Source organism: Leptospira gomenensis (genome assembly GCF_004770155.1).
GTDB lineage: Bacteria > Spirochaetota > Leptospiria > Leptospirales > Leptospiraceae > Leptospira > Leptospira gomenensis.
In genome coordinates this window covers 237,501-258,033 of the sequence record NZ_RQFA01000037.1, presented here as the reverse complement: position 1 = coordinate 258,033, position 20,533 = coordinate 237,501, and the positions used below count along the sequence as shown (strand labels likewise).

Below are 20,533 nucleotides of genomic sequence, written 5' to 3'. Positions count from 1 at the left end.
ACGGCCGTATTCCTTAAAGGAAATCCCGAACGATCGCAAAAAGACGGAAACTTCCTAAGATCAAAATCGGATCCGATTCTTTTTCCTTTTGGGATAAAAGCCGTCGAAATTCGGAGCCGTTTTCGATTTCTTCGAAAGAACAGGAATTCGGAACGGAAAATCCCTCCTCGTCGAGAAAACGGAATCCGGAAATTCCTAAATCCCCATCGTTGAGCGTTGACCGGAGAATTTTCAGGATCGTTTCTCCGTCCTTGTCCTTTAATAAACCGACATAGACGCGAAACCGCAAAGAGGGGTAAAGGATCTTTAGGCTTCGTAGGGTTTCGCGAAACGCATCCGGGTTATGGGCCGGATCAAAAACGAGGAGCGGCGAATTTCGGACCACGTTCAATCTTCCCGGAGGGGCAACGACCCGCGGATCCGATTCCGAAACGCGTAAAATCGCCGTTTCCGCCGACGGTTTCGGAGACGACGGATTTTTTGCGGATGATTCCTTTGACGATCTTCGCATCCATTCAAAATTTAGAATATTCTTATATACTCGAAAGGAGAAGTTGCGGTTTTTGGTGAGATAATCCGCGTTGGCCGGTTTTTCGGGAAGGATGTTGTATTCGATTTTCCGTTTTGCCGCCACGGTTCGGACGATTTCGTTGAGTTCCGGTTCCTTCTGTTCCAGACAATACAAAACTTTGGTATTCTCGGAAAGGATCCCTAACTTTTCGTTTAGGATTTCGGCTTTCGTTCTTCCCAGTATTTCCGCGTGATCCAATCCTATACTTCCCAAAATTACTACGTCCGGCTCCGCGAGTTTGGTCGCGTCCAATCGACCTCCCAAACCGGCTTCGTAGATTTGAATCCCGATTTTTTCCTTTTCGAAAAAACGGAACGCGGCAGAGGTGAAAAACTCGAAAAAGGACATCGTTTTCAGATCGGCTTCGGCTCCGACGTGCAGGGATTCGTTTAACAATTCGTCGAGTTCGGTTTCCTGGATTTCGCGGAACGGCTCGGTTTCAGAACCGATACGGATTCTCTCCGTAGGTGAAAGCAGATGCGGAGAAGTGTACAATCCGGTTTTAAATCCTGTAAGACGGAAGTATTCCCCCAGATAATGGGTGATCGATCCTTTGGCGTTGGTTCCGACGACTCCGATTCTGCAGAGCGTGGAGGAAGACCTCGAATTCCATCCGTATTTATTTAGAATATTAGAATATGGTGATAGAGAATATCCGGCGAACACGTCGAAATTCCTGGTTTTTTCGAGATTGGAAAGCGTCGATACGAATTCGAAAAAAGACGGATTCATCGGTTATTCTAACGGCCGTTTAACGCCTGAGCCAATCGTTTCCTCGTATTGAGGATGTCCCGTTCGTCCGGAATCGTTCCAGTAAAAAGTTCGAACTGTTTCATCGCTTGAAACAACAACATTTCGGAACCGGGGATAATCCGACAACCCGACTCTTGTGCCGCCGAGACGAGCGGTGTTACGAGCGGGTTGTACACGATATCGAACAAAACGATTCCCGGATGAAAAAAATCCGTCTCTAAAAACGGCCCGGGCGCTTGTCCCTTCATTCCCAAAGGAGTCGTATGGATTACGAGTGAAATTTCGTTCCGGAAGTCGAAGATCGATGTCGGAGAAACGTATCCGACTCGAACCGGAGAATTTTCCCCGATCAAGTCCGCGATTTCTTTCCCCGTAGTTTCGTTTCTGGAACAAATGAGGAGTTCCCGCAATCGATTCGACTTCGCGAAGCTGTAGGCGATTCCCCGGGCGCTTCCTCCGCTTCCGAGAATCAGAGTTTTTCCGGTCTCCAAGGAATCGGGAAACGATTCCAAAACGGAGCGCAGGGCTCCTTCTCCGTCCGTATTATGCGCGTTAATCGAACCGTTTCGAAAGACGAGAGTGTTGGACGCCTTCATGATTTCCGACGCGGAATCGGCCCGATCCGATAACGAGAACGCGGTTTCCTTATGTGGAATGGTCACGGAAATCCCTTCTACTCCCGCGGAAATCAGTTCTTCTATCTTTTTACGATTCAATTCGGGAGATTCAAAGACCGAATATGCGGCATCGATTCCTTTCTCCTTATAAAGTGAATTGTGTATAAGAGGGGAAAGGGAATGAGAAAGAGGATATCCTACTATACCGAACGATTTAGTGGAAGGTGTTGTGTTTTGTTTCAAAGCGAATTTTCTCGTTCCGTTTGGTTTTCGAAAAGTCGTCTCGTGGTCCGTTGGAATCCGAATCGTGTGGAGTAGATTCTTATAAAAGAGGGAGACAGGACCGAAAGCCTCGACTTTTGCTTACTGAAAGAAGCAAGTTTTAGGGTAAGTCGTAAAATGTCTCGACTAAATGACAATTCCCGAAAATGCTGTATTGGAATGAGCCTACTGAATTTACCCGATTCTTTTTTACACGGACTGAGCGCACAACTCTTTTTGACGCCGCTTGCTTCTTTTTCAGGCTCTCCGTGGTGGACGACGATCTTAGACGTATTGTTTGTAGTCGGTATTTCCGGCGGACTTTCTTGGTATTATTATTATTATAAACGTAAGGATCTACTCGGAGGATTTTGGGGAGCGTTGATCGTCGCGCTTTTGGGTTCTTTGATCATTCTTTCTCTGCTTCAGGATTTTATTCGATCGGTCGTTCTTTGGCTGATCTCTCCGAAGTTCGGGATTTACCAGATTTCGAACGTTAACCTTTTGGCGGTTTTACTGGGCGGTTTACTCGCTCTTTACATCATGAACCGTATCAATCACAACAAAGAAAGAAGAGATTAGTAGACATATCGGCCCGGATTGTGCCATGTTCATTCGGGTTACCGGTTCAATAAAACGGATTGCTGTGAACGGCCGTCGATTGTTTTCATCAATTCGCGACAACGGTAAAATTTTTTTTGAAATGTGGGAACTCTTACAAACTGAACGAAAAAGTTTTTCTTAAAAGAAGAACTTACTTCGATCTACGTTTTCGATTTTATCGGCTTTTTCGATCCATTTTTGACGACGAGTCTCGCAAACGTTTTCCGTAATTCAATCGCTCCCACGGAGCTCCGATTGTAGCCCTTTCAAAAAATATTTTTGAAAGGGCTTGATTCATAACATTCATAGATCGAAGCGCTTCAGGATACATTTTTACGTTTAGGATACTTTGAAAATTTTTTAAACTCCCAGTACGAAGACCGAATTACTCCGGTTGCGATTCAGGTAATGAAAAGGATTCAAGAACTGTGCGAGCCGATTTGTTATGATATGTTTATTGGTCGAGATGGATTTTCGGTTTCTATCAAAGGAATATTTTTGAAACGAGCGCTTTCTCGAATTCTACGGATTTCCTTTAATAATTCCTGAACTTCTAAATCGATTTGATTTCGATCTTCTTTCGTATGATTTTTGTGAGAACTTGCGACGGCTAATATTCTAATTTTTTGTAAGATTTCAGCGATGATCTGAAAATTTATTTCCAGTGTTTGTAGAAAAGTTGGAGTTCCTTCGATTTGAGTGAACGAAACTTTCTTTTCTAAAATACGTTCTTCACCGAAGGATTTGCGGGAAATTTGCGTAAAAAAAGAAAACAAAATAATCGAGAGTTCTGGCCTATTCGGGGAAAGGGGATCTTTTTTATTTAAAAGTTTTTCCTAAAATTAGAAAAATGTGGGAACTGCCACAGTTTTCTTCCAGGCTTTAGTACAAACTCTAAATGATTCTGTGAGTATGAGATATTTTTTTATAAGAATTTATCTTCAATCCGAGATATCGCTTGGCAAGGGATAACATGGTATTTTTTCCGTAGGTTCTTTTAATGCAATAGAATGTTCGAACCAATCCACTTTGATTGTTAACGAGTTTTTTGAGTCAGAACTCGTATCCATTGAAAAAAAATCCTTTTTTATCCGAATTTTTAACTCATTGATACTTCTTCGAGAACCGTTTTTTGTATGGGATTCTTATTACTCAATGCTGACTCGAAAATTAGTTCTACGCTTCAAGAAGGCCGTTCGGAGACCGTTACTCTTTTAATTCCGGAAGAAACATGGCTTCGTTTCTCCGAAAAAGAAGTTAGGACTCTTCCCAAGAAAATTCCTCATCTTTTGAGGACCTATGGAAAGTATCTTACGGCTACAAAACGTATTGGAAAGAAGGCCGGTCGAACCTTGTATCAACCAAGTCCGGGGAAACATAAGATGAAACGAGTGAATGTTCGGCTTAACACTGTAAGCTGGACTTTTTTTGGAGTCCTTGCGCAGGCCCACGGAGTATCTCGTTGTTATCTTTTTAATTATCTGTTGTTGTTGGAAGCCGCCGAGGTCGGAAATTCGATCGTGAATGTTATGAATGAGGGAGTTCCCACATTCCACAGATGTTACAGTTATATTCTGCATCTAGATTTACCGAACAATCAGGTGATCCGCGCATTACACTGCGACCCAGAATCGTATTTTAACACTTTGGACGACACAGATTGGTTCCCTTCGTAAACTTAAGGAAAAAAGGGCTTTTTACAAGCTCCACGCAGACGATTAGTCCCGCTTTTTATCTTTCCGATTCATCTCGTACAACTTGATATATTTTAGAAAGTTATAATAGAATCCGAAAATCGCAAGGATGAATCCCTGCTTCCCGTCCAAAAATCCAAAACGGATCGTATACATCCAAAAAGCCTTGTAGAATCCTTCCCAAAACGCGTGGAATAATCCGCTCGTTTTCCCAGCCTTGTATTTTTCCTGGGCGGTCAATTCCGAATACGCGTTGATGAAACGAATATGATCCCCGATGTTTTTATAAGAATAGTGATATACCGGCGCATTCAATTTTTTGCATATGCCTCGGAGTTGAACGGTTTCGTGGACCAGGCCTCCTCCGAATTCGCCTTTGGACTTTTGAAACAGACGGATTCTCCGGTTGGGATACCAGCCTCCGTGGCGGATCCATTTACCCAGATACCACGTCAAGCGGGGAGTGGAATATCCGTCTGCGGACGGTTCTCCGTTCCGGAACAATTCTTCGATTTCAAGTTTGAGTTCCGGAGATACTTCCTCGTCCGCGTCGAGTGTGAGAACCCATCGATTTTTGACGAGGGACAAAGCGTGATTCTTCTGGCTTACATAGTCGTCGAATTGGCGCTCGTGAACTTTCGCCTTGTATCGTTTCGCGATTTCCACGGTTTTATCCTTGGAACCGGAGTCCACGATTACGATTTCGGACGCGAAGTCCAAGGGTTTGAGACAACGCTCCAAATTGTCTTCTTCGTTGAGGGTGATGATACAAACGGATAGGGGAAGTGGCATCTAGGTTTTTACGGTTTGATTTTTCGAATGCTTTGAAAGTCCGGAGTGAGTGGAATTTCCAATCTCGCGATGGTGACGTCCTCGCGGATGATGATCCGAAAGTAGGAAGGATCGATTCCTTCCCCTTTCAACATGATGAGTATGAGTGCGAGTCCGATCCCTGCGCCTTCCGTGTTGTCCGCGTTGTCCAAATAAAACTGCGCGATATCATTGTAGCGCATCCCCTTTTCCAATTTTTCCCGAAGGGATTTTTCCTCCTGGGATGTTACGGGGGCGTTGTTGATCACTTCGATCCGAATTCCGTCGAAGGAATAATAAAAACTGATCAGACAGTAATAACCTTCTTTCTTCGCCTTTTTTCCGTAACGTTCGGACATCGCTTCGCTGAATATTTTCTTATATTCCCGCACGCCGGTTTCGTAATCGGAGGCATTATTGAGATCCAGACCTTTTTCTTCGAAAAAAATCCTTTTTTGGTTTGCTTTGCAGGCGTTGATTGCCAACTCTTTTATTATTGTATAAACCGTAGGAACGAGAGTAGGATGAGTCACCTTATCCAGAATCAGTCCGACTGCCTCTTGGATATGCTCTTCGACAGAATGAGTCATCCTATGGGTTTTTAGAGACAGGATTTTTCCGTTCTCGATCGTTAACCGGATATTGTCGGATATATCTCGGATTTCCTGCCCCATCATCCATGAACATTCCTGAATCTGTTTCGTTTGTCAAGAGAGTGATTTTTAGAAAGGGAAAAAAGAAGCGTCTTTCCCATTACAAACTCGTTCGTTTCGTTTTTAAGCCGTTTGCGTTTTGTTTCATTCTATCGTTTGTATTCGAGTCGATTCAAGCGGAGAGTTTGACCCTAAACGGTGTGCGTTATCTGCTTCCCGGTAAAAAAGAATATTCCGACGTTTCCGAGATTCGAATCGAAGACGGTCGAATCGTTTCTATCAAAAAAGCGAATTCGTTTTCGGGGAAAGTTTCGTTTGCGCTTCCGGGGTTTTGCGACGCGAACGTCACTCTTTCCGCGGATTCTCTCGGCGGTCAAAAGGATCGGGCCGGCGTTTATCTTTCCTTTCAATCCTTTTTGGCGCACGGTTTTTCTTCCGTGTTTTCGGTGGGAGATCCTACGTGGGTGGGGACGTTGTGGAAAGACGCGCAGAAGGCCGGTAAGTATGCTCCTTGGATAAGAAAGTCTTCCGCTCCTTGGATCGCCGAAAGTTCGGAAACGAAAAATTTAGGAAACCTTCCCGGTTATCAAGTGATTCGTTCTTCGCAGGACGCGTTGTCTAAGTTTAAAAAGAACGCCGATTCTCCTCTGCATCTTTTTTCGAGATTTCAAGACGGAGAATCCTTCGTTTTCGACGGGCCGTTTCTTTATCAGTTGAAGAAGGCCGCCGACGGGGCCGGGGTCACCCTCGCGTTATCCGCGTTCGGGGACGAGTTCAGTATTCTCGAAGGAATCAACGCGGGAGTTCCCACGTTGTTTCATCCGATTCCGGATTCGATTTCGGGAAGAGTGGCTCCGGGAATTTTTCGAAACCTGAATTGGGGGCCGATGTTGTCCGTCTATTATTATCAGAAACTTGCGGGAACTCCCGAGTGGGAAACGGATCTGGCGGCTCTGAAGGATTGGAGTTCCTACTTTTCCAAAAATATCGCGCCGGAGCCGGAGTTCGCCGGAAAACTTTCCAACTTGAAGGAAGAGGAACGAAACGCCGCCGAGGCGGAATTCAAATCCTATCTCGCGTTCCTAAAAAGACAAAAGAATCTCAGTCAGGGAATTCTCCTCGCGTCCGGGACCGGTTATCTCCACGTTCATCCCGGAATCGGAGGTTGGAAGGAAATGGAACTTCTTTCTTCGGTTCTAGGCAACGAAGAAACGATCCGCATCGCGACCGAATCCACCTGCTCTTTCCTGGGGGCTCCACACGAAGGAAAAATCAGAGAAGGCAAACCGGCATTCATTAACGTTTTTACGGAAGATCCTCTCGTCGATTTGAAGAATTTGAAATCCCTCCGCAAGGTCGTCGCCGGAGAGATTTCCTTTCCGCCCGAAAAAAGAGAACCGACTTCCAGACAAAAAAAAAGGGGAAAAAAATGAAAGAATCCGAAAAAGAACTCTTCGAAAAGATGTTAGACGCTTCCTTTAAAAAGAAACGCGCTATGGAAGCGGGAACCAAAGTTGCGGCGGTCGTAAACGCCGCCAAAAAGGATTTCGTCTTTGTGACGGCTAAAGAAGGTAACTTGCAGGGGATCATTTCCTCCGAAGAATTCGCGGATTCCGCGCTTCCGAATCCGGGCGAGGAAATCGAAGCGTATTTTCTAAGGGAGGATCACGGAGACATCCATTTTACGACCTGTTTGAATCCTGATATATTAAATAAAGATTTATTAGAAATTGCTAAACGAGCGGAGATCCCGGTCCTAGGACAGTTTATCTCCGAGGGAGAATCCGGAGCGGAAGTCAGGATGGGAGAGTTCGCCGCGTTCTGTCCTTTTTCACAAATCGATCCTGAGTTCAAAAAATCGGGATTGGTAGGTAAACGAGTCAAGTTTCTCATACAGGACGTCGGAACGAGAGGGAAACACGTGGTTTCCCAAAAAAGAATTTCCGATCGTGCCAAGGAAGCGAAGTTGGGAGTTCTCAAACAGGAACTCAAAGAGGGGATGTTCGTTACCTGTAAGGTCAAGTCCATCCAGAACTTCGGTCTGATCGTGGAGATGGACGGTCTTTCGGCGTTGATTCCGATTTCGGAAGCCACCTATAAAAAAAATCCTGACTTGGATAAGGAATTCCAAGTCGGTCAAACGTTGCGAGCGCGGGTCCTTCGAATCGATTGGGAGAATCAGAAGTTCGCATTAACGGTTAAGGATTTTCTAAAGGACCCTTGGGCGCAGACGGTTCCGTTTAAGGAAGGTGATATCGTGAAAGGTACGATCGATTCCTTAAAACCGTTCGGACTTTTCGTAAAGCTGGACGATCACTTCAACGGTCTCGTGCCGGGTAGGGAAACCGGTATTCCGAATCGGATTCCCCTCAATCAAAGTTTCAAACCGGGAGACGCGGTAGAAGTTTTCGTGATGGAAGTAAATCCGGAACGAAAACAAATTTCGCTTTCGATTCAAAAGGCGAAAGAAATTCAGGAACGTTTGGATTACAGCGGTTACCTAAGTACGGATTCGAACGGCTCCACGAGTTCTTTCGGCGCGCTTCTTCAGAATTCGCTCAACAAAAACAAAAATTCCTCCAAAGAGGAAAAACATTCCTCGAAAAAGAGAAAATAAAACGGACCGAGTTCTGAACTGTCGATGTCGTTGCACATAGGTTTGTATCGCCCCGAAATTCCTCCGAACACCGGTAATATCGCCAGACTCTGCGTAGCTCTCGGCGCGGAACTTCATATCGTCGGTCAAGCGGCTTTCGATCTTTCGGAAAAGGCCGCCCGAAGGGCGGGTTTGGACTATTGGGATAAGGTCAGAATTTCACAACATTCTTCTTTAGAAGATTATAAAGCTGCGTTACCTTCCGATTCGGATCTGTATCTCGTTTCGATTTACGGATCCAGGTCGTATACTTCGGTGCGTTATAAGGACGGTGACGCTTTTCTTTTCGGAAGCGAAACTTCGGGCGTTCCGGAAGAAATGAAAAAATCCTGGAATGCGGAGCGGATCTTAAAAATTCCGATGGAAGATTCCTCCCGTTGTCTGAATCTGAGCAATTCGGTGGCGGTGATTTCCTACGAGGCGATGCGTCAAATCCGCTCCTGGTAAAAACGGATTTACACGTTCTGAATTACGCATCTCAATGGATAAAGTATGAGCTTCCATCTCAACCGCGATGAAATCGAAAAGCAGATTCAGTCGATGCTTTCGCAAGGGTTGACCGGAGCCGCGGCCGATTTTTTCGCTTGGATCCGTATGGAAACTCTCCGTAAATTCAAGGACGAGCCCGATGTCGAAACTTCCACGATAACCGAAATTCTGGAGTCCCTCTCCGCTTCCGGTTATGCGAAACAGAGCAAGTTCAATCAAAAAGAATTCCACATTCATCCGGATCAAATCGCCGGAAAAAAATTTCCCGCCAAGGACAATTACGTTCTTCTCGGCAAGATCGAGTTTCAATCGATGCAATACGTTCGAAGCAGACTGGAATTTTTTCTGAAAAGCCAAGATACTCCGGAAGAGATCGTCATGGATCTTTGTATCGGAACGCTCGAAGCGGTGGAAAACGCCGTGAAATACGGGGACGGCACCGAAGTGGAAGTGGAATATTCGATCGATCGCAGTCAGATCTTTTCCATCAAGATGGTCAACAATCTGAAGGAACTCAATCTCGAACAGGATATTGAACGCGGAAAATTCTCGTCCACCGCGACGTTGATGCGCGGTATGATGGTAATGCAGAAGTTATTCGACGAATTGGATCTGGAAATTCTCGAAGGAAGAAAACAGGCGCAGTTCACCGCTAAGAAAAAAATCTCCTAACTTCTTTATGTCCGCAATTTTTAAGATTCATTCCGCGTATTCACCCGCCGGCGATCAGGTCAACGCGATCGATCAGATCGCTTCCTCGTTTCTGAAAGGCGAACAAAAAGTTACTTTGATCGGAGTGACCGGCTCCGGAAAAACCTTCACGATGGCCCAGGTCATACAAAAACTCGGCCTCCCCACTCTGGTGCTTTCGCATAACAAGACTTTGGCGGCTCAGCTTTTCCGGGAATTCAAGGAATTTTTTCCGGAAAACGCCGTGGAATACTTCGTATCGTATTACGATTATTATCAGCCGGAAGCGTACGTTCCTTCTTCCGATACGTTCATCGAAAAGGACAGCTCGATCAACGACGAGATAGACAAATTGCGTCTTCGTGCGACTTCTTCCCTTTTGGAACGGGACGACGTCGTAATCGTAAGTTCGGTTTCCTGTATCTACGGTTTGGGTTCTCCGGAGGAATACACAAATTCCGTGGTTTCCCTAAAAGTAGGGGACACGATCGAACGCGACGCGGTGATTCGCAAACTGCTTCATATCCAATACAATCGGAACGACATAGACTTCTCGAGGGGGAATTTCCGAGTCCGAGGCGATTCGATCGAAATTTATCCGGCGTATCATACCGACGGAATCCGAATCGAATTTTTCGGAGACGAGATCGATTCGATCAGCAGAATCAATCCGATCACAGCACAAACGATTCTTAAATTAGAAAGAGCTTATATATATCCCGCCAAACACTTCATCACTTCCGGGCCGAAGGTTAAGGAAGCCGTGGAGAATATCCGCGCGGAGGTGGAAGCGCAGGTCGATTTTTTTCGGAAGAACGGAAAACTTCTCGAGGCGGAACGGATCCTTTCCAGAACGAACTACGATCTGGAAATGCTGCAGGAGATGGGTTATTGCAACGGAATCGAAAATTATTCGAGACATCTTACGGGCAGAAAAGCGGGAGAACGCCCGGCTTGTCTGATCGATTATTTTCGGGGGGATTTTCTTCTGATCGTGGACGAATCTCATACTACGATTCCCCAGATCGGGGGAATGTTCGCGGGGGATAAGGCCCGCAAACAGACGTTAGTCGATTTCGGTTTTCGTTTGCCGAGCGCCTTGGACAACAGGCCGCTCAACTTCGGCGAATTCGAAGCGCTTACTCCGAGAACGTTGTATGTTTCCGCGACCCCGGCCGAATACGAATTGGAAAAAAGTTTGCGTAAGGTGGAACAAATCATCCGTCCGACCGGACTTTTGGATCCGATCGTGGAAGTGCGACCCACGAAAAATCAGATCGAAGATCTTTTGGTGGAAATTCGTAAACGTATCGACGCGGGAGAACGGGTTCTCGTCACTACGCTCACGAAAAAAATGTCGGAGGACCTTACCGACTATTACGAAGAGATCGGTTTGAAAGTCGCGTATCTTCATTCGGAAGTGGAAACGTTGGATCGTGTGGCGATCATTCGCGATCTCCGCAAAGGGATCTACGACGTTTTGATCGGGATCAATCTTCTTCGGGAAGGTTTGGATATTCCGGAGGTTTCTCTCGTCGCGATTTTGGACGCGGACAAGGAAGGTTTTTTAAGAAATTATAAATCTCTTATACAGACGATCGGTCGCGCGGCGAGGAACGTGAACGGAGCCGCGATTCTTTATGCGGACAAAATCACCGATTCTATGAAGTCGGCGATCGAAGAAACCGAACGCAGAAGGGCGATACAGTCCGCGCATAACGAGAAGTTCGGCATATCTCCGCAGACCATCAAAAAAGAAGTGGCGGACATCATCGAACGGGAAGAAAAGGAACAGACTTCCGAAGATTTGATTTTGGAAGACGTGGAGAAAAAATTCAATCCTAAGAAGTTCGCGAATAAAGAGCAGCTCAGGGACAAACTCCGCGAAGAGATGATGAAAGCCGCCAAAGATTTGGATTTCGAAAGGGCGGCCATTTTACGGGATAAGATGATGTCTATCGTTACCGACGAAACCGGTTCCGTCCCGAACGATAAATAGAATCCAAGGATATTCGATTTGATTACGTTATTGATAGTTTTGTTGACCGCGGGCTTGAGTATTTGGGCTTTTTCTTCGGAGGATAAACTCTATAAATTCATCCTGACTCCGTATCGTTTGAATCGGGATAAAAATTATTACACCCTGTTGACTTCCGGTTTTATCCACGCGGACTGGATGCACCTTCTGTTCAATATGATCGCTTTCTATTCCTTCGGTAGAAATTTGGAATATACGGTCGGTCCGATTCGCTTTTTACTTTTTTATCTCGGGACGATTCTGATTACGAGCGCCATTTCATGGAGAAAAAATATTGATAACCCGTATTACAGAACGTTAGGCGCTTCCGGCGGCGTTTGCGGAGTTTTGTTCGCCACGATCCTGTTTTATCCTGGAATGTCCTTGTATATGATGTTTATTCCGATTCCTATTCCGGGAGTCCTTTACGCGGTTTTATATCTGTTGTATACGTTTTATGCGTCCAAAAATTCGGAAGGAAGCGGAATCAACCACGACGCACATCTTTGGGGTGCGTTATGCGGCGTTGCATTCGCCCTTTTGCTCGATCCGGAAATTTTGAGACGTGTTTTGGGGAGAATTTTCGGGGGCGAATAGTTTTTCGTTTTTCGGAGGCTTGTCAGCCTGCTTTGTCGATTTTGTTTTTGATGAACTTGCGATAGTTTTCCGATCCGAAACTCACGTCCATTTTGATGATTTCCGGAGCGAGATACGGATGGTGTTTCATGATATATTCCTCGATTTTCGGGTATTGATCGGATCTGGCTTTGATCATGATTTTGTTTTCCGTATCCATCGCGATTTTCCCGTCCCATTGATACATCAGAGTGACTTCGGGGAAGATCGTTCCCGATATGATGATTCCGTCCTGTAACATTTCGGAAATTTGAATTTCTGCGAGATCGCGATCGCTTAAGGTCGTAAATACGATGATTTCATTGGAATCTGCCATGTTCGTCTCCGGAAGGAAAACAATGGACTCATTGTATAACATGGCAAGAAATTTTCTTATAGAAGAGGAGAAAGATGGAAGTCTTTTGTAGGAACTGCTCCGTTGTAGTTCGGTAGGGCTTCGTCAGAGGAGTGTTAGGCGGACTTCTTACGTAGGAACTCCTCAGTAATAGTTTTGCGAGGCGGGAACGGTAGGAGTGGTCCTGGTCTCTCCCGAAAGAATTCGACTCGGCATAGGAACATTGCAGAATTGATTGCAGCGATCCATGCACTGTAGCTGTTTCGCATATCGATACGCGATGGTCGGAACAAAAATAGAAGTATACGGATACCATTCTTCCATACAATTCGCTTGACATTTCGAAAGGAGCTGGGTGCAGAGTTTTTCAAAGGAACGATTCGTTTCTCCCTGATGGACCAATTCCATTCCCCCCGAATTCGCGTGGAGTTCCGACTTTTTATTTTCCCGATTCCGTTTGTCCCGTTCATACTGCGTTAAATTTGCATCTTCTGCCCGAGGATACGCGTCCGGAGAACGAGTTTTTTTGACGTTTTTGGGAGCATCGCCCCAATCCACCCGAAAGATACAAGCGGTCGTCGTGATTTGCAACACCGTCGCGACCGTCAAAAATAGAATCGGAATCAATTGGGAACGGTTCATTTTGTCGAGTGTCGGACCTTCGCCCTCCCTTGAATGTATTCTACTATTCCGTAAAAAACAGTCAAAAAAAGAAAGAAACCCGTCAAAATTTTTCCGAGTTTATATCTCTTTTATAAAATGAATCTATGAGATCTTTCTTATGGAAATAAATTTCAAAAACTCGGAACCGGTCGGAAAAAGAATCGATTTCACGATCCTTAAGAAAAGACTGAATTCCAAGATGAGAATTTGGCTTTTTCCGCTTTGGCTCGTGTTCGTTCTGTCCTGTGCGTCCGCCGGTTCGGAAGGGGAAGTCGTTTTAAAAAGTGTGGCGAGACGTTCCGTTCCGAAACAATTGGATCGAACTCCGTTTGCCGGATTTCCCGTCGTTCTTCCGGAAGAAGTCGGTCTGGATTCGACGCCTTTGACCAAACTTTCAAAGTCGATTCGAGAAGAAGGAATCGAAGTTCGTTCGCTTTTGATCCTAAAAGACGGCAAGTTGGCGATGGAACGTTATGCGGGCGGAGTGACTCGAAACCACAATCACAGCGTTTATTCCGTCACGAAAACGGTGACTTCCACGTTGCTCGGAATTCTCAACTTCGAAGGTGTTTTGAAAACGGTGGACGAGCCGGTGATGGATTCGTTGCGTTCCCTCGGCAATCTTCCGTTTCCACTTTTGGAAGGGAAGGAGTCGTTGCGGTTGCGCGACGTTCTTCATATGGCTTCCGGAATGCGTTGGTCGGAATTCCCCGAACGCGACGATATCCGCACCGCGGAGGATCCGCTCGTAATCGCGCTTCTTCCGGAGGTAAAGGATAAACCGGGAACGAAATTCGATTACAGCAACGGAGATTCGCAACTTGCCGCCGCGGTTTTGGAGAATAAGTCCGGAACCACCTTACTCAAGTTCGCGGAAAAGACGCTTTTTGAATGGCTCGGTTTCGAAGGTTATGAATGGTATACGTCTCCGTCCGGAAGACAAACCGCGGGGTTCGGTCTTCGTCTTCGTCCGATCGATATGTTGAAGTTGGGGGTTCTTTATCTGGACAATGGAACGTTTCGAGGTAAAAAAATCGTTAAACCCGATTGGATTCGTCAAGCGATTCGTCCAGGCGCTACGCAGAATTACGGATATCAACTTTGGACGCATCAGTTCGAAGGCAAAAAAACGTTTATGGCCAACGGTAAAGGAAGTCAGTTCGTGTACGTGATTCCCCATCGTAGAATGGTGATCGTCGTAACTGCGGCGATCTGGGATAAGCCGATTCATTTTTTGTTGGATAAAATTTTAGCGAGCGTTCAGGAATCGTTGGTTTCCAAGGACAGGAAAAAAAATCCGGAGAAAGAGTCGGAATTCCTACACGAACTACAAGAGGTTTCGGTGACGATCGGGAACTCGGCTCTTTGGAAGGATTTGGACGAACCGCATCTGATCGTTTCCCGTCCTTGATCGGTTCCGGGGAGTTCCTACAATCCGCGCCGCTCGCACGGCACTTTTGAGTTCCGACGTTTTAAACCCCGCGGTCCGGCCCGGCGAGCACCAGAGGCGCCGGCTTCCGGGAACGAATCGGTCGATTCGGATTCGTCGGTTTGACTGCGTTATACCCTCGCTTTCGATCCTAACACTCGAATGGCAGCCGCCTTTCTTCTGTTTTGTGCTGTTTCCCGACTACTTTTCACTTTTTCCACAAGTTGAGAGGTCGCCGTGGTCGGATGACCGGAGGTGAAGGGCGGAGCCGGATTGTATTCGATCATCAGTTGGATCTCCTCCGCTTGTTCCTTACCGAAAAATTCCGCCGTCAAAAAAAGCGCAAAGTCGATTCCCGCCGTAACTCCGCCCCCCGTGATCCGATTTCGATCCTTGACGAAACGTTCTCCCGAGATCTGAACGGGAAATAATTTTAATACATCCAAAGATAACCAATGGGTCGTCGCCTTATATCCGTCCAAAAGTCCGGCCGCGGCGAGCACCAAAGAACCCGTACAAACCGAAGTGACATACCGCGAATCCTCCGCTTTTTTTCGAAGAAATTGCAGGACTTCCTGATCTTCCATCAGGTGAGTCGTGCCCGAGCCCCCGGGAACCAAAAGTATATCGAGTTTAGGACAACGTTTAAAATCGTAGTCGGGAAGAAATTTCATTCCGGACTCGGTCATGATCGGATCCGTGTTCTGTGCAAAAAGAAAAACTTTGGCTTTGGGAATTCTGGAAAAAACTTCGAACGGACCGGTGAAATCGAGTTGGGTGACTCCGGGAAAAATGAAAATTCCTATGGAAAAAGATGAATCGGACATGGCCGGAAGAGTCTGTCATTTTATTTCGAAACTTACAAGTCATTTTTATTCCGAAAGAACGAACGATCCGGAGAAGGAAGCAGGAACCGGGAGTCGAAACCTAGGTGCAAAAACGTACGGGTATAAAAAACTGAGTCCGTGAACGTGGATCGATATTTATTTTTAGACGTGGGCGACACCATTCTTCATTTGAAACGCGCCGCGGGAGAAACGTATTCGGAAATCCTTCGGGAAGCCGGATTCAAAAAGGAAGCTAACGAAGACGGCGCCTATCGTAAGGCTTTTTCGGCGTCCTGGGATCGTATGAATGGGAACGCTCCTCCCGATAATAAGGATAAGTATCAACATCACCCGGGAGGGACTCCGGGCTGGTGGAAAGAACTTCTTTCCGACTTTTTGAGCCGCATACCCGAGCCGGTTTCTTTGGAGGATGCGTTTCCGATCATCTATCACAGATTTGCGGACCCGGAACTTTGGGATATCGATCCCGGTTTTTGGGAACTACGAGACTATTGCGAAAAAAACGGATGGGGGCTCGGAGTCATTTCCAACTGGGATCATCGTCTTCGATCCCTTCTCGAAGCCAAGAAAATATTAGAATATTTTAATCCTGTAATAGTGAGCGCCGAATTCGGATATGAAAAGCCTTCTCCGAAAATTTTCGAAGAAGCGATGCGTCTTGTCGGTCTTTCCGGAGAATCCCTCGTATACTGCGGCGATAAATACGAATTCGATATCGTGGTTCCTAAACGTCTCGGATGGAGATCGTATCTAAAACGGGAAGACGGGGATATTAGCAGTCTTTCCGAGCTCATTCCGCTTTTATGATGCCGTTCTGTTACTCTTGAATATATCGATATATTCTAATCTTATGATTATTTTTCCGCTTCCGAAGAATTTTCGTTTTTAAATCCGGCAACGATTCCCGGCGCGGCCAAGGAAGTAAACCAATCTCCAAGAGTTTCCGAATTCCAATCCAACTCCTTCCTAATCAGATGAGATATCAAGCCCAGAGCGGCGCCGGAAAGATAATGCGAAACGAATTCGTACGGATAGGTTCCGTTTTCGTATTTCTCGCGAAGAAAAACGTGCGTGCGATAGGATTCCGCCGCAAGAAAATCCTGAAGTTTACAATGAAATTCCGAAGGAATCGATTGTTGGAATATCTTCCGATAAAAATTCCGATTTTTACTTACGTTTTCGAAAAGATAAAACGTGAGAGGTTTTCCGTCGGACAATAGGGTCAAAGGATCGACTTCTTCGATCGTTTCCCTCGATTCCAAAAAAACGTATCGAAACGTTTTCCAGAGCAATTCTTCCTTGCCGGTAAAGTAACCGTAAAAGTTCGCCCTTGTCATTCCGGCCGCGTCGGAAACTTCTCCTATAGTTATCTCGGAATAATCCTTTGTCATAAAAAGACGGAGAAAACTTTCTATCAGAGATTTATAATTTTTTTCGATCTTTTCGGACATTGAAATTTGACACCTGTATAATTTAGAAAATTCTAAAACGTATTTCTTGAATTACCGATTCGCTCCTCGGAAAAGGACTTGTAGGTATGAAACTAAATACGATTCTTTTGGCGATTTTCTTTTTCGTCGCCTGCGGCGATTTTCCTCCGCAACGAGGGGGTTTTTATGCGGATAAAAACGGTACGATTTTAGAATCCTATCGTAAATTTTTACCCGACACTCTGAAGTTGAAACAAAACGAAAGTCCTTCGGAAGAATATCGGGCTTGGAATGGCTTTAACGTTCATCTTGATCGTTATCCCAATCCAGGTTCGCGTTGTAAGGTGATCGTTATTCACGGAGGGGGAGGAAACGGACGCGTTCTCGCTCCGATGGCGAAGGTCGCTTTCGATTCGGGATGCGAGGTAGTCGCCCCGGATCTTCCCGGTTTCGGTTTAACGGAAACGCCCTTGAATTTCCGGATGGATTATTCCGAATGGGTTCTTTTGTTAAGCGACTTGATCGAAGCGGAACGCGAACCCGATAAAAGGATCTTTCTTTTCGGCCTTAGCATCGGCGGAATGCTCGCCTATCAAACGGCCGCCGAAAACGGAAACGTGGACGGTTTGATCGTCACCACGCTCGCCGATCTTAGAAAAACGGAGGTGCAGAATGCCGTTTCGATTCATCCCATTTTAAGAATATTAGGAATTCCTTTTACTTCTTGGTTTTCTTTCGCCACAAACGACGTGCCTATTCCGATCCGTTTTTTGAGTAAGATGAATTTGATCACGAATGATCCGCAGTTTTCAGAAGTTTTCGAAACGGATCCGTATGCAGGAGGCAGTCATGTTACGTTTCGTTGGCTTAGAACCGCTTCCGAGTTTTCACCTAAAGTTGAACCTTCTTTCTTTCGGGTTTGTCCTCTTTTGCTTCTTCATCCAGGCAACGATCCTTGGACTCCGTTCGAAATCAGCAAACCGTTTTTCGACGAGATCGCCGGACCGAAACGTGCGGTTCTTCTCGAAGGCGCTGGACATTTTCCTTACGAAGAGCCCGGCTTGTCCGTTCTTAAAGAGGAAATACGAAAATTTATACGTTCGAAAAAATAAGTTCAGCGAGGAATTTTTCTTGAGGAAGAATCTTCCTTCGTATATCGAAGACGGAACACTGCGAAAAAATCCGCGTTTTATTCGGCGTTAGGATTCGGTTTCGCTTCCATTACAAAGAAGGTTTTATGACGCGTATCAAATCCGATTATAACCGAGCCCGCTTTCTGCGAGAGGGTCGTGGGGGACACTACGAAAGTTGGTTCGTGCGTGGCAATCATCCTTCGGAAAGAAAAGCAGTTTGGATCCGTTATACGATTTTTTCGCCTAGGGAAAAACCGGAGAACACAATCGGAGAACTTTGGGCGATCTATTTCGACGGTGAAAAAAACGCGCACTCGGTTTCTAAATCTGAGTTCCCCATCGACGTGTGCGAGTTCGGCGCCGAACCTTTGTCCGTCAAAATCGGAGATTCGGTTCTTTCGGATGTGCATCTGATCGGAAAGGCGGGAAATACGAAAGGTAAGGAAGATTGTTTCTGGGACCTGAAACTCTCCGGGGAAAACGAGCCTTTGTTCCTTTTTCCGGAGAATTTATACGAAGGCGGTTTTCCTAAGGCCAAGGTTCTCGTGGGCAATCCGCTGGTCCGCATTTCCGGCAAACTCTTGTTAGGCGATATGAATGTTTCGATTTCCGATTGGACCGGGAGTCACAACCACAACTGGGGTTCCAAACATACGGATCGATACGCTTGGGGACAAGTGGCCGGTTTCGACGGAGAACCGGATTCTTTTTTGGAATTGGCTACGGCCAATCTTAAGATCGGTCCGTTCTGGACTCCCTCGATTACGCCGATCGTTTTACGTTTTCGCGGTAAGGATTATAAACTCAATCATCCCTTAAAAAGTTTCGGCCGAGCAAAATACGGTTACTTCGATTGGAGTTTTTCGGCTTCCTCGGAGGAAATCCAATTAGAAGGTCGGATCCGTGCGAAACGAGACGACTTCGCGTGTTTGCGATATCGGAATCCTCCCGGGGGTTGGAAGTATTGTTTGAACAGCAAGATCGCCGATGCGGAACTTTCCCTAAAACGTAAGGAAGACATTTCGTTTCTGAAACTTTTTTCCTCCGGTAAGGCCGCGTTCGAAATTCTGACGGAGGATGCGTCACACGGATTGACGCCGGAGGCTTAATCGAATTTTTTATAAAATTATGGAATTTTAAATTAAATAACTATAAATTAGAAAAATATTATTCGATTTCTTTTTGATTTTTCGTTTTTCCGGAAGGACGGAGGCGGATTCTTCCTATGAATATGGTGGTCGAGACCAGGAAGCCGGCGAGCAGGGTGAGGGAATCTATCCTTTCGGATAACAAAAACGAAGAGAATAGAAATGTCAAAAACGGCTGGATCAATTGGATCTGACCGACTTTCCCGATTCCGCTCATGGCGAGTCCTTTGTACCAGGCGAAAAAACCGAGGAACATGCTAAATACGGCCGTATATAAAAATCCCATCCAAGCCGAAGCGGGCGTCCGCAGCCAATCGGTCGGAAAGGTGAACGCGCTCGCTAAAACCGAAATCGGAAGAGAGATTACGAGAGACCAGGAAATTACCTTCCATCCTCCGTGTTCTTTGGATAATCTTCCGCCTTCCGCGTAACCGATTGAAGCGGACAAAACGGCGAGAAGCAGGAATATATCCCCCGTTTTTAAATCTATCTCTCCGTTCCAAATAGAATAAAGCACGACTAACGTAGAACCGAATGCGCCCGAGATCCAGAATAAAATCGTCTGCGATTCTTTGGCGATCCAAACTCCCGCGGCTGCGGTTGCCAGAGGAAGGATTCCAGTGATCACTCCTCCGTGTGAAGAAGGTACGGATTGCATCGCATACGCGGAAAAAACCGGGAATCCGACGACCACCCCTAAGGAGACGACTAGCAAACGTGGAAGTAATCGAGTCGGCAGGATCGGCGATCCGGTGACATATAACGTGAGTAGTGCAAGAGTTCCCGCAACGACCGCTCTTCCTAATCCCACGAAAATAGGATCCAAGTAGCCCACCGTAAATTTCGTGGCGGGCAAAGTTAGGCTGAAAATAAAAACTCCGATCAAACCCCAAAATAGTCCCATACCTTCTCCCCGTTTATAAAACGACGCATAACGTTTGCCCTGCAAGTCGGATTTATACGAATTCGAGTTGCTAAAATTTCGATTCGCGGATAGACAGATGTAAAAAGCAAACACAAAGAGGCTTTCCGAAATGATAAGAATGATCCGAAATACAATCGGCGAACGGGATCCACGTATTCTTTTTCTTTCTTTAT

General features: G+C 45.9%; 22 protein-coding genes and 2 pseudogenes (1 of these 24 running past the window's edge). 14 read left to right on the top strand and 10 right to left on the bottom strand.

Annotation, left to right across the window (positions count from 1 at the left end; all coding sequences use genetic code 11):
- Positions 1 to 13 precede the first annotated feature (13 nt).
- Positions 14 to 1,303 (bottom strand): folylpolyglutamate synthase/dihydrofolate synthase family protein, encoded by a 1,290-nt coding sequence (locus tag EHQ17_RS09710; protein ID WP_135590028.1) that lies wholly within the window; start codon positions 1,301 to 1,303, stop codon positions 14 to 16.
- Between the two features lie 8 nt (positions 1,304 to 1,311).
- Positions 1,312 to 2,184: a shikimate dehydrogenase gene (gene aroE / locus EHQ17_RS09705; protein ID WP_135590027.1), complete on the bottom strand. Its 873-nt coding sequence runs from the start codon at positions 2,182 to 2,184 to the stop codon at positions 1,312 to 1,314.
- 207 nt (positions 2,185 to 2,391) lie between these two features.
- On the opposite strand from aroE, the gene EHQ17_RS09700 reads away from it, so the two are divergent.
- The gene (locus EHQ17_RS09700; protein WP_100746508.1) at positions 2,392 to 2,784 is read left to right on the top strand and encodes a hypothetical protein; all 393 of its coding nucleotides are present in this window, start codon (positions 2,392 to 2,394) and stop codon (positions 2,782 to 2,784) included.
- A 196-nt stretch (positions 2,785 to 2,980) separates the two neighbouring features.
- On the opposite strand, the pseudogene EHQ17_RS09695 reads toward EHQ17_RS09700, so the two are convergent.
- A pseudogene (locus EHQ17_RS09695) lies at positions 2,981 to 3,587 on the bottom strand (flagellin N-terminal helical domain-containing protein).
- A 354-nt stretch (positions 3,588 to 3,941) separates the two neighbouring features.
- On the opposite strand from EHQ17_RS09695, the pseudogene EHQ17_RS09690 reads away from it, so the two are divergent.
- A pseudogene (locus tag EHQ17_RS09690) lies at positions 3,942 to 4,466 on the top strand (DUF1564 domain-containing protein); the annotation flags it as partial.
- A 57-nt stretch (positions 4,467 to 4,523) separates the two neighbouring features.
- Here EHQ17_RS09690 and EHQ17_RS09685 read toward each other — a convergent pair.
- Together EHQ17_RS09685 and EHQ17_RS09680 are read right to left on the bottom strand one after the other, a co-directional pair.
- Positions 4,524 to 5,291: a glycosyltransferase family 2 protein gene (locus EHQ17_RS09685; protein WP_135590025.1), complete on the bottom strand. Its 768-nt coding sequence runs from the start codon at positions 5,289 to 5,291 to the stop codon at positions 4,524 to 4,526.
- 8 nt (positions 5,292 to 5,299) lie between these two features.
- Positions 5,300 to 5,986 carry a histidine kinase gene (locus EHQ17_RS09680; RefSeq protein ID WP_135590024.1) on the bottom strand — a complete coding sequence of 229 codons (687 nt, stop codon included), beginning with the start codon at positions 5,984 to 5,986 and terminating at the stop codon, positions 5,300 to 5,302.
- A gap of 2 nt (positions 5,987 to 5,988) precedes the next feature.
- On the opposite strand from EHQ17_RS09680, the gene EHQ17_RS09675 reads away from it, so the two are divergent.
- The 6 genes from EHQ17_RS09675 to EHQ17_RS09650 are packed head-to-tail and all read left to right on the top strand — an operon-like array spanning position 5,989 to position 12,411.
- The gene (locus EHQ17_RS09675) at positions 5,989 to 7,395 is read left to right on the top strand and encodes a hypothetical protein (RefSeq protein WP_135590023.1); all 1,407 of its coding nucleotides are present in this window, start codon (positions 5,989 to 5,991) and stop codon (positions 7,393 to 7,395) included.
- Positions 7,392 to 8,579 (top strand): S1 RNA-binding domain-containing protein, encoded by a 1,188-nt coding sequence (locus tag EHQ17_RS09670; RefSeq protein WP_135590022.1) that lies wholly within the window; start codon positions 7,392 to 7,394, stop codon positions 8,577 to 8,579. Before EHQ17_RS09675 ends, EHQ17_RS09670 begins: the two co-directional genes overlap by 4 nt.
- 24 nt (positions 8,580 to 8,603) lie before the next feature.
- Positions 8,604 to 9,065, top strand: a complete 462-nt coding sequence (locus EHQ17_RS09665) for a tRNA (cytidine(34)-2'-O)-methyltransferase (RefSeq protein WP_135590021.1) — start codon at positions 8,604 to 8,606, stop codon at positions 9,063 to 9,065.
- 45 nt (positions 9,066 to 9,110) lie between these two features.
- Entirely contained in the window at positions 9,111 to 9,779 is a 669-nt protein-coding gene (locus tag EHQ17_RS09660; RefSeq protein ID WP_135590020.1) for an ATP-binding protein, read from the top strand.
- Between the two features lie 7 nt (positions 9,780 to 9,786).
- A complete protein-coding gene (gene uvrB / locus EHQ17_RS09655; RefSeq protein WP_135590019.1) occupies positions 9,787 to 11,796 on the top strand; it encodes an excinuclease ABC subunit UvrB in 2,010 nt (669 codons plus the stop codon).
- Positions 11,797 to 11,814: 18 nt separating this feature from the next.
- Positions 11,815 to 12,411 carry a rhomboid family intramembrane serine protease gene (locus tag EHQ17_RS09650; RefSeq protein WP_135590018.1) on the top strand — a complete coding sequence of 199 codons (597 nt, stop codon included), beginning with the start codon at positions 11,815 to 11,817 and terminating at the stop codon, positions 12,409 to 12,411.
- Positions 12,412 to 12,433: 22 nt separating this feature from the next.
- On the opposite strand, the gene cutA is transcribed toward EHQ17_RS09650, so the two are convergent.
- On the bottom strand, positions 12,434 to 12,766 hold the full coding sequence (gene cutA, locus EHQ17_RS09645) for a divalent-cation tolerance protein CutA (RefSeq protein ID WP_135590017.1): 333 nt from the start codon (positions 12,764 to 12,766) through the stop codon (positions 12,434 to 12,436).
- 162 nt (positions 12,767 to 12,928) lie between these two features.
- Positions 12,929 to 13,426: an LIC_10730 family protein gene (locus tag EHQ17_RS09640; protein WP_246057485.1), complete on the bottom strand. Its 498-nt coding sequence runs from the start codon at positions 13,424 to 13,426 to the stop codon at positions 12,929 to 12,931.
- Positions 13,427 to 13,646: 220 nt separating this feature from the next.
- Between EHQ17_RS09640 and EHQ17_RS09635 the strand changes: the two genes are divergently transcribed.
- The gene (locus EHQ17_RS09635) at positions 13,647 to 14,858 is read left to right on the top strand and encodes a serine hydrolase domain-containing protein (protein ID WP_167881171.1); all 1,212 of its coding nucleotides are present in this window, start codon (positions 13,647 to 13,649) and stop codon (positions 14,856 to 14,858) included.
- Between the two features lie 149 nt (positions 14,859 to 15,007).
- On the opposite strand, the gene EHQ17_RS09630 is transcribed toward EHQ17_RS09635, so the two are convergent.
- A complete protein-coding gene (locus EHQ17_RS09630) occupies positions 15,008 to 15,670 on the bottom strand; it encodes a DJ-1/PfpI family protein (protein ID WP_246057503.1) in 663 nt (220 codons plus the stop codon).
- Here EHQ17_RS09630 and EHQ17_RS20155 point away from each other — a divergent pair.
- Positions 15,564 to 15,845 carry a hypothetical protein gene (locus tag EHQ17_RS20155; protein WP_246057505.1) on the top strand — a complete coding sequence of 94 codons (282 nt, stop codon included), beginning with the start codon at positions 15,564 to 15,566 and terminating at the stop codon, positions 15,843 to 15,845. The genes EHQ17_RS09630 and EHQ17_RS20155 overlap by 107 nt on opposite strands.
- Positions 15,842 to 16,531, top strand: coding sequence for an HAD-IA family hydrolase (locus EHQ17_RS09625; RefSeq protein ID WP_135590014.1), 690 nt, complete (start codon positions 15,842 to 15,844; stop codon positions 16,529 to 16,531). The genes EHQ17_RS20155 and EHQ17_RS09625 overlap by 4 nt, the downstream gene beginning before the upstream one ends.
- Positions 16,532 to 16,578: 47 nt before the next feature.
- Here the strand turns inward: EHQ17_RS09625 and EHQ17_RS09620 are convergent, their stop codons facing one another.
- Positions 16,579 to 17,175: a TetR/AcrR family transcriptional regulator gene (locus tag EHQ17_RS09620; RefSeq protein ID WP_135590013.1), complete on the bottom strand. Its 597-nt coding sequence runs from the start codon at positions 17,173 to 17,175 to the stop codon at positions 16,579 to 16,581.
- A gap of 86 nt (positions 17,176 to 17,261) precedes the next feature.
- On the opposite strand from EHQ17_RS09620, the gene EHQ17_RS09615 reads away from it, so the two are divergent.
- Positions 17,262 to 18,266: an alpha/beta hydrolase gene (locus EHQ17_RS09615; RefSeq protein WP_135590012.1), complete on the top strand. Its 1,005-nt coding sequence runs from the start codon at positions 17,262 to 17,264 to the stop codon at positions 18,264 to 18,266.
- A 125-nt stretch (positions 18,267 to 18,391) separates the two neighbouring features.
- The gene (locus EHQ17_RS09610; protein WP_135590011.1) at positions 18,392 to 19,396 is read left to right on the top strand and encodes a hypothetical protein; all 1,005 of its coding nucleotides are present in this window, start codon (positions 18,392 to 18,394) and stop codon (positions 19,394 to 19,396) included.
- Between the two features lie 58 nt (positions 19,397 to 19,454).
- Here the strand turns inward: EHQ17_RS09610 and EHQ17_RS09605 are convergent, their stop codons facing one another.
- Entirely contained in the window at positions 19,455 to 20,453 is a 999-nt protein-coding gene (locus EHQ17_RS09605; RefSeq protein WP_167881168.1) for a DMT family transporter, read from the bottom strand.
- Positions 20,454 to 20,478: 25 nt separating this feature from the next.
- On the opposite strand from EHQ17_RS09605, the gene EHQ17_RS09600 reads away from it, so the two are divergent.
- Positions 20,479 to 20,533, top strand: partial view of a hypothetical protein gene (locus tag EHQ17_RS09600; RefSeq protein WP_167881169.1) — the start only. 971 nt of this gene lie beyond the right edge of the window; 55 of the gene's 1,026 nt are visible here — the first part of the coding sequence; its start codon is at positions 20,479 to 20,481; the stop codon falls past the right edge of the window.

What these genes read in the sequence shown, in the direction of transcription:
- EHQ17_RS20155 (WP_246057505.1), top strand. Translation starts at nt 15,564, where the DNA reads ATGATCGGATCCGTGTTCTGTGCAAAAAGAAAAACTTTGGCTTTGGGA.
- EHQ17_RS09680 (WP_135590024.1), bottom strand. Translation starts at nt 5,986, where the DNA reads ATGATGGGGCAGGAAATCCGAGATATATCCGACAATATCCGGTTAACG.
- EHQ17_RS09675 (WP_135590023.1), top strand. Translation starts at nt 5,989, where the DNA reads ATGAACATTCCTGAATCTGTTTCGTTTGTCAAGAGAGTGATTTTTAGA.
- EHQ17_RS09615 (WP_135590012.1), top strand. Translation starts at nt 17,262, where the DNA reads ATGAAACTAAATACGATTCTTTTGGCGATTTTCTTTTTCGTCGCCTGC.
- EHQ17_RS09620 (WP_135590013.1), bottom strand. Translation starts at nt 17,175, where the DNA reads ATGTCCGAAAAGATCGAAAAAAATTATAAATCTCTGATAGAAAGTTTT.
- EHQ17_RS09710 (WP_135590028.1), bottom strand. Translation starts at nt 1,303, where the DNA reads ATGAATCCGTCTTTTTTCGAATTCGTATCGACGCTTTCCAATCTCGAA.
- EHQ17_RS09610 (WP_135590011.1), top strand. Translation starts at nt 18,392, where the DNA reads ATGACGCGTATCAAATCCGATTATAACCGAGCCCGCTTTCTGCGAGAG.
- EHQ17_RS09635 (WP_167881171.1), top strand. Translation starts at nt 13,647, where the DNA reads ATGAGAATTTGGCTTTTTCCGCTTTGGCTCGTGTTCGTTCTGTCCTGT.
- EHQ17_RS09640 (WP_246057485.1), bottom strand. Translation starts at nt 13,426, where the DNA reads ATGAACCGTTCCCAATTGATTCCGATTCTATTTTTGACGGTCGCGACG.
- uvrB (WP_135590019.1), top strand. Translation starts at nt 9,787, where the DNA reads ATGTCCGCAATTTTTAAGATTCATTCCGCGTATTCACCCGCCGGCGAT.
- EHQ17_RS09670 (WP_135590022.1), top strand. Translation starts at nt 7,392, where the DNA reads ATGAAAGAATCCGAAAAAGAACTCTTCGAAAAGATGTTAGACGCTTCC.
- EHQ17_RS09665 (WP_135590021.1), top strand. Translation starts at nt 8,604, where the DNA reads ATGTCGTTGCACATAGGTTTGTATCGCCCCGAAATTCCTCCGAACACC.
- EHQ17_RS09660 (WP_135590020.1), top strand. Translation starts at nt 9,111, where the DNA reads ATGAGCTTCCATCTCAACCGCGATGAAATCGAAAAGCAGATTCAGTCG.
- cutA (WP_135590017.1), bottom strand. Translation starts at nt 12,766, where the DNA reads ATGGCAGATTCCAATGAAATCATCGTATTTACGACCTTAAGCGATCGC.
- EHQ17_RS09685 (WP_135590025.1), bottom strand. Translation starts at nt 5,291, where the DNA reads ATGCCACTTCCCCTATCCGTTTGTATCATCACCCTCAACGAAGAAGAC.